Below are 14241 nucleotides of genomic sequence, written 5' to 3' on the forward strand. Positions count from 1 at the left end.
TCAGTTTTCCGGCGCGTCGACGATCTCTTCTGAATCATGGAAGCGGGTATAGTGGATGTGCTGGACACTGTTTGCATCGCGGTTGCTTTCAAACACATCCACATAGCGATGGTTCCAGTGGATCTGGCTGCAAGGGTAATAGTGGCGAGCCCTTTGCGGCTGGTTGGTGGTGTCATCCACCCCTTCTATACTCAGTATCAGCGAAGCATTCAACTTGTGCAGCCCATCTGCGTCAAGGCCAAACAGCGGGCTGCTCTCATCAATGACGTGGATGACAGTCCAGCCCAGAATAAAGATAGGATGCTGCTCGCGCTCCAGCTTCATATCCGTGATTTTACGAAAACTGCCCATGGCGGCGGTGCTTTCATCACGCATCAGTCGCAGTTTGGCCGTCGCCTCGCTGATGATATTCATGCGTGAATTTGCCAGGCGTATCAACAACACCCGTTTGCCATCCATCACGTGGCTGACGGGGTGTTCAGCGAAAATAATACTGGAACGCGGGCGCGAGAAACGCGCAAACATGACGCCGGTAATCAGTGCCACACAGGCCATGCCAACAAAAATCTCCAGCGTGGCGATGGCATGCCCATACACGGTTTGCGGATGCATGTCACCATAACCAACCGTCGCCAGTGTTTCCACACTAAAGAAAAACGCTCCAAGAAAGTTATTCGGATACAGATTGCCAATGGGATTGTCGCCTAGCATGAACAGCGCGGCAAAGCACAAATTCAAGACCAGGAACACCACACCTACGCCTGCGAAAAACACAGGCCAGCTGGAAGTCATCGCATAGTAATAAATGTCTTGCCAGAAGTGTGTGTGCAAACCATGGGCAACGACAGAGCGGCCACCCATGCTAATGCGGCGGCCATGTGAATTATCTTGGGTCATGTTGGGGGCTTTCTGATGGAATCCCCTGCCCCTGCAAGGGGAAGGAACTTAAAACGAAACAAGCTTACTGATATGGATTCTCCAAGCCCATCCCTGCCAGTATCTCTATCTCCAGCGCCTCCATCTCTTCAGCCTCATCTTCCTCTTCATGATCATAACCCTGGGCATGCAGGACGCCGTGGACGATCAGATGTTGGGCATGTTCGAGTACGGTTTTCTTTTGCTCCGCAGCTTCCTTCTCCAGAACATCAGTGCAAAGGATAATGTCAGCCTGGGTCACCTCGGCATCTTCATCCTCGGTATAGGCAAAGGTCAGCACATTGGTGGCGTAGTCCTTGCCGCGATAGTCATGGTTGAGCACCCTGCCTTCTTCAGCATCAACAAAACGCAAGGTGATTTCTGCCGGAAAAAACAGCGCCGCCTGCACGGTCTTGCGTATCAGCGGGCGAGTCAGAATATCTTGCAGGCGCTTGTCGGCATATTGCACCGACAATGTCAGTTTATGCTTGGTGACAGCCTTGGATTCAGCTTTAGATGCAGTTTTACTTTTTGCGACCATGATGGGCAGAGCTTAAGGGGGTTGCGGGTTTCAGCAAGCCGATGGCGGCGCTGTTGGCGGTGGCGCTGGCATTCGCGCTTTCATAGGCATCGACGATGCGGGCCACCAGTGGGTGGCGTACCACATCCACGCTGCCAAAATGGGTAAAGGCGATACCTCGTACACCATCAAGCACCTGGCAGGCATCGATGAGGCCGCTCTTCACGTTGCGCTGCAAGTCTACCTGAGTAGGGTCGCCGGTAATCACTGCCTTGCTGCCAAAGCCTATGCGCGTCAAAAACATCTTCATCTGTTCCGGCGTGGTGTTTTGCGCTTCATCGAGGATGACAAAAGCATGGTTCAAAGTGCGGCCACGCATGTATGCCAGCGGGGCTATCTCAATGACCTGCTTTTCAAACATTTTTTGTGTGCGGTCAAAGCCCAGCAAATCATACAGGGCGTCATACAGCGGGCGCAGATAAGGGTCTACTTTTTGCGCCAGGTCACCCGGCAAGAAACCCAGGCGTTCGCCTGCTTCCACTGCCGGGCGGGTCAGCACGATACGCTTGACAGCATCGCGCTCCAGCGCATCCACGGCGCAGGCTACTGCCAGATAGGTTTTACCTGTGCCAGCCGGGCCTATGCCAAAGCTGATATCGTGTTCAAGTATGGCCTTGATGTATTGATTCTGATGCGGCGTGCGCCCGCGCAAATCGCTGCGGCGGGTTTTCAGTATCGGGCTTTCTATGTCTTCATCTTCCGCCAGCGGTGTATCCACATCCACGGCGTCCGCAGGGATATCATCTTCTTTGTCAGCCTTGCCTTTTTTCAGGCTCTTGCTGGCGCGTTGCTCTACCAGTGCCAGTTGCACTTCATCGATGGTGATGATTTTTTTTGCCAGACCATAGAAATGCTCAAGTATCTCTATCGCTTTTTCGGCATTGTGGCCGCTGACGATAAATTTTTCACCACGGCGAAAGATCGTCACATCCAGTGCCGATGATATCTGCCGCAAGTTCTCGTCCAATGGCCCGCACAGATGTGCCAGGCGGGTATTGTCCAGTGGTTGAGGGATGAAGTGCGCTACCGGCACGGGTGTTTTTGCCATTATGCTGTCACAGCCTCTTCGACTAATTCGCCGCGTAAGGAATAATTATAGGATTCGGTAATGCGGGTATTCACCAGCGTACCGACCAGGTCTTTGGAACCCGCGAAATTGACGACGCGGTTATTCTCGGTACGGCCTTGCAATTCATTCGGGTCTTTGACCGACGGGCCTTCTACCAGAATACGTTGCACCGTCCCTATCATGGCATTGCTGTATTTCTTGGTGTTGGCATCAATCACAGACTGCAAATGCTGCAGGCGGCGCAACTTCAACTCTGCCGGGGTATCGTCAGCCAGATTTGCCGCTGGAGTACCAGGGCGCGGGCTAAAAATAAAGCTGAAGCTGTTATCAAAACCGATGTCATTGATAAGCTTCATCAGCGCATCAAAATCTTCGTCCGTCTCACCAGGGAAGCCGACGATAAAATCAGACGACACTGAAATATCCGGGCGCACCAGCCGCAAACGACGCAAGACGGATTTGTATTCGATGGCGGTGTAGCCGCGCTTCATCGCCGACAAGATGCGGTCGGAACCATGCTGGGCAGGCAGGTACAAATGATTGACCAGCTTGGGCACCTTGGCATAACAGTCTATCAGGCGCTGGGTAAATTCTTTGGGGTGGCTGGTGACAAAGCGTATGCGCTCTATCTGCGGGAACTCGGCAATGTATTCGATCAACAGCGCAAAGTCGGCAATCTCGCCATCTTCCATGATGCCACGGTAGGCATTCACGTTTTGCCCCAGCAGGGAAATCTCTTTGACACCTTGTTCAGCCAGGCCAGCTACTTCTGCCAGCACATCATCAAAAGGGCGCGAGACTTCTTCACCACGGGTATAAGGCACCACGCAATAACTGCAATACTTGCTGCAACCTTCCATGATGGACACATAGGCACTCGCACCCTCAACACGGGCTGGTGGCATATGGTCAAACTTTTCGATTTCAGGGAAACTGATATCGACTTGCGAGCGGCCAGAACTGCGGCGTGCATCTATCATCTGCGGCAGGCGGTGCAGGGTTTGCGGGCCAAATACCACGTCCACGTAAGGCGCACGCTTGATGATGGCATCGCCTTCTTGTGATGCCACGCAACCGCCGACACCAATCAGCAGCTCAGGTTTTTTACGCTTGAGTTCACGCAAACGGCCCAGGTCTGAAAACACTTTCTCGGATGCCTTTTCGCGCACGCTGCAGGTGTTGAGCAAGATGACGTCGGCATCGTCGGGATTATCGGTTTTCACCATGCCGTCGTTGGCATTGAGGATGTCTGCCATTTTGTCCGAGTCGTACTCGTTCATCTGGCAACCGAAGGTTTTGATAAATACTTTTTTTTGCATAATTTTTTACTTACAGTAGAGGTAGCTGCACAGCGCAAGGCAGACTTACCCCTGGGCACAACTTAAAAATTCTTATTCTTGAAAATCTGTGGTTTCCATTCCTGCACCGGAGGCAAAGTCAGCTTGCGCTCAGCCTCGGTCAAGACCCAAATTTTGGTGACATCGCCAAAATTATCTTGTACATAATTGATAATGATGTAGTTACCAGTCATTTGCGAAGGTGAAACAAACAGGTTTGCATCATCAAAAATACGCAAACCTGGGGCCGTATTGACGGCTTTTCCATTGATCAGCACGTCTGGATAGCCCGACATATTCAAAACCCCGCGCTTGGTATTTTCGGGGAAATTACGCACATCCGGTATTTGCGCAAAAGCTGGCAAACTTGCTGCTGTCAGCACAGCCAGCATGAAGAACAGTATTCCACGGCGTAAAGCCAGCAGGATAGGCATACCTCAGCACCTCTTTGGTGAATTAAATTCAAGGAAATCAACTACTTAGGCCAAAATACGGCAAACTGGCAAGCCAGCAAGTTTAACACAGTCAGCGCCACACTTCCTATTGCAGGATAGCAGGCAAACATGTCGCAAGAATCCAGAAAGCCTGAAAATCTGGGATAATGGCAAAAAAAGAATGATGGAACCCCATGCACACCCGCTCACCCCGCTCTGAAAAGCGTGAATTTGATACCCGCCACTTCCGGGATGCCCTGTCGCAATTTGCCACTGGCGTCACCGTCATCACCACCCGGCTGGCAGATGGTCAGTTTTTGGGCCTGACGGCTTCCTCCTTCAATTCTGTTTCACTCGATCCGCCCCTGATACTCTGGAGCCTGGGCACGATCGCCAACAGCCTGCCTGTATTCACTGGCAACTCACACTACGTTGTCAATATACTATCGAGTGAGCAAGCCTGGCTGGCCGAGCAATTTGCCAGCCGCAAGACCGACCGCTTTGCCGGCGTTGAATACACCCTGTCGCGCACTGGTCATCCTATCCTGACAGGTGCCTCGGCCTGGTTTGAATGCCATAACCGCAGCCGCTACCCTGAAGGCGACCATGTCATCTTTGTCGGTGAAGTTGAGCATTGTGAGTTCACCAGACAGGCGCCACTGGTGTTCCATTCTGGCCAGTTTTTGCGCCCTCCCATCGATATCAAATAAGCTCTGCATGAGTATCCCTTTTTCTGCCGACCTGGTCGGCTATCTCGCTGCCTGCCTGACTAGGGCGTGTTGACATACCTTTTAGGCAAAGCGTTCTCACCATATCGCGGGCTGGCAAGGCGTGCGGTGCAGTCAGGGCTGGTGCCCCTGACAAGACGCAGAATCTTGCAAACCCTGCAGTCCAGCCCTCGACATGGGGTGAACCCGGAGGGAATGGGCCAGAAACCTCGCCTGGCGTTGTTGTGCGTCGCTCACTTGGCTCGCCAAGCAGCGCTCCGCACGCCTAGCCAGACAAGGTTTCTCACCCATTCGCTTGCCTAAAAGATATGTCAACACGCCCTGACTGCCTTTATCCCGCAAGCATGGCTGACCTGGCGTTGCAAACGTGCCGAAGGCGTATCTCTGGGCATGTACCTGATACTCGTCAGTGGCGTGCTCATGTGGCTGTTGTACGGCCTCATGCTTGGTGCCCTGCCCGTCATCATTGCCAATATCGTGACCCTGATACTGGCCAGTTTTATCCTGGTTATGAAATTGCTATACAAATAAGCAATATCAACTAATCAGACATATAATCATTACTCCCTTAACAAAAAAAGCGTAATGATGGACGAATTAAAGAAAAGCACGATACTGGCCTATCTGCAAGCCTATAACAGCTTTGACATCGACGGTATGATCAAGCTGCTGCATGCAGATATCATATTCAAGAATATCGTCGGTGGCGAAATCAATAGCCAGACCACGGGCCGCGAAGAGTTTCGTCAACTCGCAGAACAGTCCAAAGGTTTTTTTACCTCCCGTCAGCAAGAACCCAGCAATTTCAGTTTCTCTGGCGACCATGCCAGCATTGATATCGCCTATCAAGGCGTGCTGGCCATCGATCTGCCAAATGGACTGAAAGCAGGAGAAACTCTCAAGCTGAACGGACGGTCAGAATTTGCCTTCAAGGATGGTTTGTTGATTGCCATCAGCGACTATAGCTGACAGCCTTCAATTTCTGGCCACATTTCTTGAATTTTTGCTACGTTTATGAGAAGCTTGCCACCACCCCGGCATTGCGCTGACTTGCCTTCACTTGGAAACTCATGATGAAACCCTTGCATCTGTACACCACTGCACTACTGCTCTGCATTACAGGAGTAACATCTGCCCAAGTACATAGATGTGTGGACAACGATGGGCGGGTGACATTCACCGACAATCTTTGCCCCAAATCCACTGCCAAGGGTAATGTCGTCAAAGCCAATCAGAAATATGTAGGTTCAGAAGCTAGCACTGACACCAATTGGGCGGCCAAGAACGAAGCATTCAATCAGCGCCAGGCTAGCCGGGACCGGAATGACATGCTCGATAACACCCGCCGCAGCAATGAACGCGCGCTGAAAGACTTCATGAGCACTCCCATGCCCGAAGGCGTCAGATCACGCAGCCTGACAACTTATTCAGACAAGCCGCACAAGCTGGAAAACAAGAAGTACGGCGAGTGAAGAATGGATGAATCCAGCATCGCCGATGAAGTAAAGCAATGCATCGCGGGCTTTACCGGTATATCCACAGAAATTCTCAAGGACGAGACCAGCCTGTTTCATGACCTGGGCATGGATGGCGATGATGCGCATGACTTCATGCAAGAGTTTGCCAGCCGCTTTCAAGTCGACCTGACGCATTTTGTATTCAGCGATTATTTCGGTGCAGAAACTGCCATTCATCCGCTAACTCTACTCACTGGCGTACTGGGCCTGAGCGCAGCTCAGCAATTCAAACGCCTGGAAATAAAATGCTTGATAAAGGCCGCCATGCAAGGCCATTTCCTGCGATAAAGAGCCAGACCAGACAATCACATTCGCTTACATTTTTGTGATACGGCCGATCCGACTTCAGGCGTAAAATTTCCAGCTTTCCTGCCGCTCAGGCCATAGCCACTGAGGGTGGTGCCAGCTATTTGTTTTCCCCACAGTTTTACGATCAACTTTTTATCATTCATAGTTCAAGATGAATTATCAAGCCACGCCAAAGCTCGCTGATTGCAGCATCCTCAGTATTGAAGAAGCCCTGGAACGCTATCCGGCATTTCCCGATGCCATGGGAGACTACCTGGATATAGAAGATTTAGAAGACGATGCCCTGGTCCTGGTTGCCGAAGGTGATTTTATCCTGAATCATGAATGGGATGATTTGCTGGAAGAAGCAGAAGCCTGTTATTTGCTGATAGATGGCAATGTACAACTGGATGATTTCCCCAGCCACATCTGCACCTGGGTCAGTGGCGACTTGCAGGCAGAATCACTGAACCTGGTACCGCGTGAACAATGCATCCTGGGACAAATAACGGCATCCCATTATGTGTCCCTGCAGGCCGATGACGATGGCATCACCCGCGAATCGCCAATGGGCCGCATACACACACCCTATCTGTTTGTCTGGTTTTACCGCATAGACCGCCTGCAACTCAATCCCGACTGCATGATTTTCACACTCACGCACTGGCAGCAGTGTCAAAGCCTGCAGGCGCAATTACCCAATCCTGTCTTCATCTGGCACGAGGGCCGCTACGTCTTGCGTGATGACATGCAAAGCTACGTCGAAAGTGAAGACTATGATGGCATGGTCTGGAGTCTGTGGAATATCAGGAAAGCACTGCAGGCTGGCCAGCCCATCCTGCGTGATGGCTTTGACCCAGCCGTCATCAACATCATGCAAGAAGCAGAAGACGCCAAACGCAGTGACAATGACTGCCTGGCCTGGCTGCAATATCGCCGGGCGACCCAAGTCTGCCCCACGTATTATCCAGCCTGGTATCAACAAGGCTGGCTACTTTTCAAAAAGAGCGCCTTTGAACAAGCCCTGCCACTGTTGCAGCATGCCGCGCAATTGTATCCAAAGTCACAGCGCAGCCTTGTGAATGACGCGGCTTTTTATGCCTGCCTGTCGGCATTGCAGTTAGGCCAAACGGCACTGGCACTCGATATCATCAACCAGGCCATGCAAAGTAATACCCATACAGACTTGCACCGCGCCCGTGCAGAAGTCTTCATGCTGATGGGTGACAAGGCAGCGGCCCGCGCTGATCTTGAGCATGTGCTGGCAGACGCACCGGACGCAGCCACGGCCAACTGGCTCATGGGTGTATTACACCACCTCGATGGTGCACCTGCCAAAGCCGAAAAACATCGAAAAATTGCCATTGCAGCCGCAGCCAAATTTGATGTCAGCTATGAGGATTACCACGACACCTCCTTCATGCGCGGCACCGCCATCTGCCTGGACTGGGACCAGAAAAAACTGCAAGATGTCATACCTGTCCGCGACCAGGCATGGTGGCGGCAACAGCTATTGGCAGACCCCACACAAATCAAGCGAATGCCCGCAGAATGGCGCAACTCCAGCTTGCTGGCCGAACTGATCACGCAACACCCAGGCCAAGCCAAAGACTATATAACTGCGTTTACCGAAGAAGCAATCACACCTGATCTGGCGAGGCAACTGGTGGCGACCGATGCTTCCCTGCTTGCACTATTGCCTCAGCACCTGATCGACAAGTCAGTCTGCCTGGCCGCCTCCAAGACCAAGGGGCTATACCCCATTACCGCCATTCCAGCTCATGTGCTGGATCATGACATTTGCATGCACGCCGCGCAGTGCAATGCCAGAATGTCAGAGATACCCGAAGCCTATTTGACCAGGGAGGTATGCAAGCTAGCCATCGCGCAAAATGCCTTTGATATCAAGCATACCCCGGCAGTATTGCTGGATGAAGAAATGTGGCTGTTTGCCATTGCCCATGGTCATGCTTACTTCCAGGAAAACGCCGTACCCAAACGCTATAAAACCAACGATATCTACAAACGCGCACTGAGCATGAACCAGCAAATGGGGAGCAAGTACCTGCTCAATGAATTACCTGGCCAGTACTTCAATGCCGAGCTGTATGCCCATGCACAGTCCCTGTATGGTGATGACCCTGAATGGCCAGCCATCGTCACTCAGCATCAGGCAAAAAACTGCCTGGATTCCAGCACTGACTATGCAGAAAAATGCTGGCTGGTGTTTTGGGACGAAGCTTCGATGCTGCATAAGATCAGGCAGGGCAGTAGCGGTTATAGCCTGTCGCCGTATGAAATACCTGCCTCGATGTACACCCAGGCCATCGCCGATGCCTGTTACCAGAGCAGCCTGACACATTTGCGTTTCATTCCTGCGCAATTCATCAACGATGCCATGTGCAAGAGATTCATCGAGCACAATGCCGATGAACTCAGCCACATCCCCATCGCCAGACGCAGCATGGAAATTTGTGCCTATGCCATCCTGAGCAAGCCTGAACAAGCGTCCCAGATACCTGCTGACATCCATGCCCAGGTCTATGACGCCCTGCTGAGGCACTACCCTGAGCATCCAGAAAAAACCCGCTGGCATCTGGAAAGAGGTCGCGGCTATCTGATGCTAAGCCCGGCCCAGCCTGACATGGCACTGACAGATTTTGAGCACCTCATCATGCAAGCCGACTCTGTACCTGCCATGAGCGACACTGCTGCCTACCTGAAAGCATATTGCCTCTACCTGCAAGGACAAGAACAGCAGGCCCAGGCTTGCCTGGAGTTGCATGGTTTGAGCGATCAAGTTGCTTTTGCAGAATTCCAGCCACAGCAAGACAAACCCATTACAGACTTTGACCAGCTTAATTTTGACGAAACCATGTATGACTATGAACGTTTTGCGCAAAATAGCAAAACCCATCATGAAGCATGGCAAAGCATCTTGCTGGCCGAGCAATTGCTGATACAGAGTGGCAATACCAGCCCGGTATTGTGGGCCCATGTGCTCGACAAAAAACGCTGGATCACTTATGAACTGGAGATGTGGGAAGAGAACCTGGCCGCCTGCCGGCTTTGCGTGCAGCGCCTGCAAAACTGCGTCTTGTGGGAGTACATTGCCAGTGACAATGTCATCCGTGCCGCCTTGCGCGCCGCCTGGCACAGGCTGGGCAGCCTGCCACTCAATGAAGAAAATGCCAGCCAGGATGCACTGGAACAAGGGCTGGAGTTACTGAAAAAAACCCTGTCCCTGCGCAGCGCCAGCGAAGATGAATCAGTGCTCGACCATTTTTATGACACGCACCTGCGCCTGCTACTCGCCCTGTCTGCCTTCCAAACCAAGTATGCGGCAGCATTTGCGCTACAGTGCAAAAAAGTCCGAGGCATGAAGTGGCGCTCTTTTATTCATACTGAAACACTGATAGACAAGCTGGAGGAACCAGAGGCCTAGGGCTTTTGGTCGTTTTTTGAAGGCAACCTGACCACCGCCTCTACCCCACGCTCACCATGCATGTCGGTATCTTGCATGCCCGCCTGCAAATCACGCAAAGCCTGCTTCATGATCTTGCGCGGCTTGCCAGGGCTTCCTGCTGTCTCATCACGCTCATGCGGCAACTTCACTTCGCCACCCTGCGAAGTGAGATCTACCGAAGGTGCGGGTGTGGCCGCCAGCTTTACCGGCTTTGCGCTGGCGTCTGCTGGTTTATAGTTCACGGCCTGTCACCCCTTGTTCTGCTGCCTGTTGTTCAACAGTGGCTGGCGATGTGGTCCCGACCAATATCGGTGGCGTGCGCGGATCAAAGTCTTTCCAGTCGCCATTGCTGATATTCCCTTCACCAAGCTCGATCTGGTCGGCGCCCAGGTTTTTCAGGATATTGATGACCGCCTCTTCACTCTCAGGCTTGCCGACACTGACCGCCACTATCATGCCTGAGTGCCGGACCGCTGCCGCGTTTTCGGCATCATCCTCAGCATCGCCCTTTTCCTTCATTTGCGACAAGCTGCCTATCAGCGACCCCACATGCGCACCCACCAGCGCCCCCAAAGCAGTACTCACCGGCCCGGTGACCGGCGCACCTATCATACCCACCGCAGCACCAATCACGCCGCCAGTAGCCGCACCACCGACGGCCCCACTGCCCGCTTCCTTGGCGCCAGGCGACTCATCGCGGTCACCGCCCAGCTTATACATATCATGCTGCCCCGGTGGATTAAGATAAAAAGAACTGATCTGGTTTTCTGCAAAACCTATCGCCATCAACTGATGGATAGCCTGTTGCACCTGGTCTTGTTGCTGTAATCGCCCGGCAATAATATGTGTCATGATGTACTCCATCCTGGTGGCAAAATCCTGCATAGACATCTGTCAATGAGAATGCTTGCTGCCAGAATAGGCGCAAACCTGTACTGTCTCTGTGCGTTGGCGCACCCAGGCAGCCAGCAGGCAGTATCAGGCTTCACGCTGCTGGCGTTTTGAATTTGATGTATGCTGACACAGCTACTCTCTACCTTTGATGCATGAAAGATCAGATACATTACCAACGTGTCGCCGAAGTACCTGGCCTGGTATTAAGTACTGGCCGCCTTTCAGAATTTCACTTTGACCGCCATTACCACCTCGACTACCACATAGGCCTGGTATCGGAAGGCGTGCAACGCCAGAAATTCCGGGGCGGTTCAGTGTTGCTCGGGCCGGGCAGCATCGTCCTGATGCCACCGGGTGAAATCCATGACGGCACAGGTGAAGGCTGCGATGCTTACACACTCAAGACATTCCGCGTGCCTGTAGAACTCTTCAACCAGGTCGCGGAAGAACTATCAGGCTCAAGCCGCGAACCGGCGCTGGTGGGGACGATGATAGAAGATTCTTTACGGGCAGCACATCTTGTGCATCTACATAATGCCATGCATGCGGGTGAACAGGCTTCACCTCTGGCGCTGCAGTCAGAATGGCTGTCGCTGCTTGAATTTGTATTCACACAATCCAAGACTATCAAGCCCCAGGACATAAAGGCAGGCCTGTCACCCCGACATTTCCAGCGCATCAAGGAATACTGTGTGGCCCACCTGTCCCAGAAAATCAGCCTTGATGAGCTGGCAGCTATCTGTGGACTGGGCCAGTTTCATTTCCTGCGCCAATTCAAGCAAAGCATAGGCATGACACCACATGCATGGCTGGTACGCCTGCGGCTGGAGCATGCCTGCGCCTTGCTGTGCAAAAACCCGCAAAGTATCGCCGAAGTAGCCCACCTGGTCGGCTTCTATGATCAAAGTCACTTCAATCGCGCTTTCAGGCAGGCATTTGGTGTCGCACCATCGTTTTATTGAACCTGCAATCCTCCACGGGCTAGCATCTGTTTATGTCCCCTGAGATCAAAGCCAAAAATCTCACCACAGAGGCACAGAGACACAGAGACACAGAGGGACACGGAGACTTTTGCTCTGTTAGCGGGAGACGCCATTCTGCCAGCCTTATTGAATCGCCAGATTGATAGGAACGCGCCTATTTTATAGTCCCATAAATAATCGCCTGCTTTAGTCAATTTTTTACAATCCAGAAATCCGCCCTCCCCCTATCATGCATCGCACTCAGGCCTGTTTTAAAACGCAGACAGGAAAACCATGGAGAGGGAAATCATAATGGAAAGTAAACATCAAGTAGCCCCCAATTTTGCCAGTGACAATATCGCAGGTGTTTCACCTGCCATACTCGATGCCATTGCAGCTTGCAACGCTGGCCCCGTCACGCCTTACGGGGGTGATGAATACACTGCACGGGTAGAAAGAAAACTTTGCGAACTATTCGAGCGTGAGCTCAGTGTCTTTCTGGTTCCCACAGGCACGGCGGCCAATTCCCTGTGCCTGAGCGTGATGTCACCGCCCTGGGGAAGCATATTTTGCCACCCGCTCAGCCACATCAATAATGACGAATGCGGCGCCCCTGAGTTTTATACGAATGGTGCAAAACTGATCACGATAGATGGGACATCAGCAAAGCTTGATTTAGAAAAATTGGTCAGGGCCAGTAAGCTCAAGCGTGGCGACGTACATGCCACACAGCCGCATGCCGTCAGCATCACCCAGGCAACAGAAATTGGCAGTGTGTATACCCTCGATGAAATCAGCGCAGTCAGCCGGGTCTGCAAAGACGCAGGCTTGCGGCTGCATATGGATGGTGCCCGCTTTGCCAACGCGCTGGTGGCGCTGGATTGCACACCAGCAGAAATGACCTGGAAAGCAGGTGTCGATGCCCTCTCATTTGGCGCCACCAAGAATGGTGTGCTGGGTGCAGAAGCAATCATCCTGTTTGACCACAGCCTGGCCGCTGAGATGGGATACCGTCGCAAACGCGCTGGTCATCTGTTCTCAAAAATGCGTTTCCTGTCAGCCCAAATGGATGCTTACTTGCAGGACGAACTGTGGCTCAATAATGCCCGCCACGCTAATCGTATGGCACTGCGCATGGTAGATGGCTTCAAACAAATCAGCTCTGTTGAATTACTTGGCGAGACGCAATCGAATATCATTTTCTGCCGACTGCCCAAGGCAATGACAACAGCACTATTGAATGAAGGATACGTCTTCCTGCATGATCGCTGGGAAGCCGGGGTGGCCCGCTTCGTCACCAGTTTTTCGACCACGGCAGCAGAGGTCGACCAACTGCTGGCCAGCATGCGCTCCATCCACACCCAACAACTGGAAGAATTTGCATGATGACCAAACGCCTCTATTTCAATACTGACGACCTCAGCATGACGACCACCGTACACCTGTGCACACCAACGCAGGATGGTGAATTTGAAATTATGCTGGATGCTACCCTGTTCCATCCACAAGGCGGCGGGCAAGCATCCGACACAGGCACCATCGCAGGCATCAAGGTCAACCGGGTATTACAAACCGGAGACACGATCGTTCACCTTACCAGCCAGCCTGTCAATGTGGGACCGGCGTTTATCGAGGTATTTGCAGAGGCGCGCAAGCTCCATACCCAGCTCCACTCAGCGGGGCATCTGATAGGATCTTATGGCGAACTCGCTGGCTTACGCGCCATCAAGGGACATCACTGGCCAGGAGAAGCCAGGGTTGTTTTTGAAAGTGAAAACGCCGCTTCAGCAATGCTCGCTGAAGAGATAGAACAGCAAATCAATGCCTGGATCGCAGCCAACATGCCTAGCCATACAAGCGAGGAAGCCGGGCAACGCAAGATAGGTTTTGGTCACTTGCCTGCCCATGCCTGTGGTGGCACACATGTGGTTTCCACCGGACAGATAGGCAAAATAAAAATCACCAAATTGAAGGAAAAGAAGGGGCAATTATCTGTGCACTATGAGCTTGCCGGGTCATGATTATTAGTGAAAACAAGCCATGCGCCTCTG

The 14241-nt window shown here is 52.4% G+C and carries 16 protein-coding genes; 9 read left to right on the forward strand and 7 right to left on the reverse strand.

Annotated elements, in window-relative coordinates:
- From H8L47_RS18755 to H8L47_RS18775, 5 genes are all read right to left on the reverse strand, one after another.
- Positions 1 to 897, reverse strand: a complete 897-nt coding sequence (locus tag H8L47_RS18755; RefSeq protein WP_186955134.1) for an ion channel — start codon at positions 895 to 897, stop codon at positions 1 to 3.
- 64 nt (positions 898 to 961) lie between these two features.
- Positions 962 to 1456, reverse strand: coding sequence for an rRNA maturation RNase YbeY (ybeY, locus tag H8L47_RS18760; protein WP_186955135.1), 495 nt, complete (start codon positions 1454 to 1456; stop codon positions 962 to 964).
- Complete coding sequence (locus H8L47_RS18765) at positions 1440 to 2546, reverse strand: PhoH family protein (RefSeq protein ID WP_408057720.1); 1107 nt, start codon at positions 2544 to 2546, stop codon at positions 1440 to 1442. Before H8L47_RS18765 ends, ybeY begins: the two co-directional genes overlap by 17 nt.
- On the reverse strand, positions 2543 to 3883 hold the full coding sequence (gene miaB, locus H8L47_RS18770; RefSeq protein WP_186955137.1) for a tRNA (N6-isopentenyl adenosine(37)-C2)-methylthiotransferase MiaB: 1341 nt from the start codon (positions 3881 to 3883) through the stop codon (positions 2543 to 2545). The genes H8L47_RS18765 and miaB overlap by 4 nt, the downstream gene beginning before the upstream one ends.
- A gap of 62 nt (positions 3884 to 3945) precedes the next feature.
- On the reverse strand, positions 3946 to 4335 hold the full coding sequence (locus H8L47_RS18775) for a hypothetical protein (protein ID WP_186955138.1): 390 nt from the start codon (positions 4333 to 4335) through the stop codon (positions 3946 to 3948).
- Between the two features lie 194 nt (positions 4336 to 4529).
- Here H8L47_RS18775 and H8L47_RS18780 point away from each other — a divergent pair, with 194 nt between their 5' ends.
- The 6 genes from H8L47_RS18780 to H8L47_RS18805 all read left to right on the forward strand — a co-directional run bounded on the left by H8L47_RS18780 (position 4530) and on the right by H8L47_RS18805 (position 10313).
- A complete protein-coding gene (locus tag H8L47_RS18780; RefSeq protein WP_186955139.1) occupies positions 4530 to 5045 on the forward strand; it encodes a flavin reductase family protein in 516 nt (171 codons plus the stop codon).
- 351 nt (positions 5046 to 5396) lie between these two features.
- Entirely contained in the window at positions 5397 to 5594 is a 198-nt protein-coding gene (locus tag H8L47_RS18785) for a SemiSWEET transporter (RefSeq protein WP_329605472.1), read from the forward strand.
- Between the two features lie 54 nt (positions 5595 to 5648).
- Positions 5649 to 6032 carry a nuclear transport factor 2 family protein gene (locus H8L47_RS18790; protein ID WP_186955140.1) on the forward strand — a complete coding sequence of 128 codons (384 nt, stop codon included), beginning with the start codon at positions 5649 to 5651 and terminating at the stop codon, positions 6030 to 6032.
- A 101-nt stretch (positions 6033 to 6133) separates the two neighbouring features.
- Positions 6134 to 6535 (forward strand): DUF4124 domain-containing protein, encoded by a 402-nt coding sequence (locus H8L47_RS18795; RefSeq protein ID WP_222616596.1) that lies wholly within the window; start codon positions 6134 to 6136, stop codon positions 6533 to 6535.
- A 3-nt stretch (positions 6536 to 6538) separates the two neighbouring features.
- Positions 6539 to 6868, forward strand: a complete 330-nt coding sequence (locus tag H8L47_RS18800) for a DUF1493 family protein (RefSeq protein WP_186955142.1) — start codon at positions 6539 to 6541, stop codon at positions 6866 to 6868.
- A 172-nt stretch (positions 6869 to 7040) separates the two neighbouring features.
- Complete coding sequence (locus H8L47_RS18805; RefSeq protein ID WP_186955143.1) at positions 7041 to 10313, forward strand: tetratricopeptide repeat protein; 3273 nt, start codon at positions 7041 to 7043, stop codon at positions 10311 to 10313.
- Here H8L47_RS18805 and H8L47_RS18810 read toward each other — a convergent pair.
- Together H8L47_RS18810 and H8L47_RS18815 are read right to left on the reverse strand one after the other, a co-directional pair.
- Entirely contained in the window at positions 10310 to 10576 is a 267-nt protein-coding gene (locus tag H8L47_RS18810) for a hypothetical protein (protein WP_329605469.1), read from the reverse strand. The two genes, H8L47_RS18805 and H8L47_RS18810, sit on opposite strands and share 4 nt — an antisense overlap.
- Positions 10566 to 11186, reverse strand: coding sequence for a hypothetical protein (locus H8L47_RS18815; RefSeq protein WP_186955144.1), 621 nt, complete (start codon positions 11184 to 11186; stop codon positions 10566 to 10568). The genes H8L47_RS18810 and H8L47_RS18815 overlap by 11 nt, the downstream gene beginning before the upstream one ends.
- Before the next feature lie 194 nt (positions 11187 to 11380).
- Between H8L47_RS18815 and H8L47_RS18820 the strand changes: the two genes are divergently transcribed.
- From H8L47_RS18820 to H8L47_RS18830, 3 genes are all read left to right on the forward strand, one after another.
- The gene (locus tag H8L47_RS18820; protein ID WP_186955145.1) at positions 11381 to 12190 is read left to right on the forward strand and encodes an AraC family transcriptional regulator; all 810 of its coding nucleotides are present in this window, start codon (positions 11381 to 11383) and stop codon (positions 12188 to 12190) included.
- Positions 12191 to 12502: 312 nt separating this feature from the next.
- A complete protein-coding gene (locus tag H8L47_RS18825; RefSeq protein ID WP_408057717.1) occupies positions 12503 to 13576 on the forward strand; it encodes a threonine aldolase family protein in 1074 nt (357 codons plus the stop codon).
- The gene (locus H8L47_RS18830) at positions 13573 to 14211 is read left to right on the forward strand and encodes an alanyl-tRNA editing protein (RefSeq protein ID WP_230413817.1); all 639 of its coding nucleotides are present in this window, start codon (positions 13573 to 13575) and stop codon (positions 14209 to 14211) included. The genes H8L47_RS18825 and H8L47_RS18830 overlap by 4 nt, the downstream gene beginning before the upstream one ends.
- Positions 14212 to 14241: the final 30 nt, after the last annotated feature.

This window comes from Undibacterium umbellatum (assembly GCF_014284125.1).
GTDB classification, from domain to species: domain Bacteria; phylum Pseudomonadota; class Gammaproteobacteria; order Burkholderiales; family Burkholderiaceae_D; genus Undibacterium; species Undibacterium umbellatum.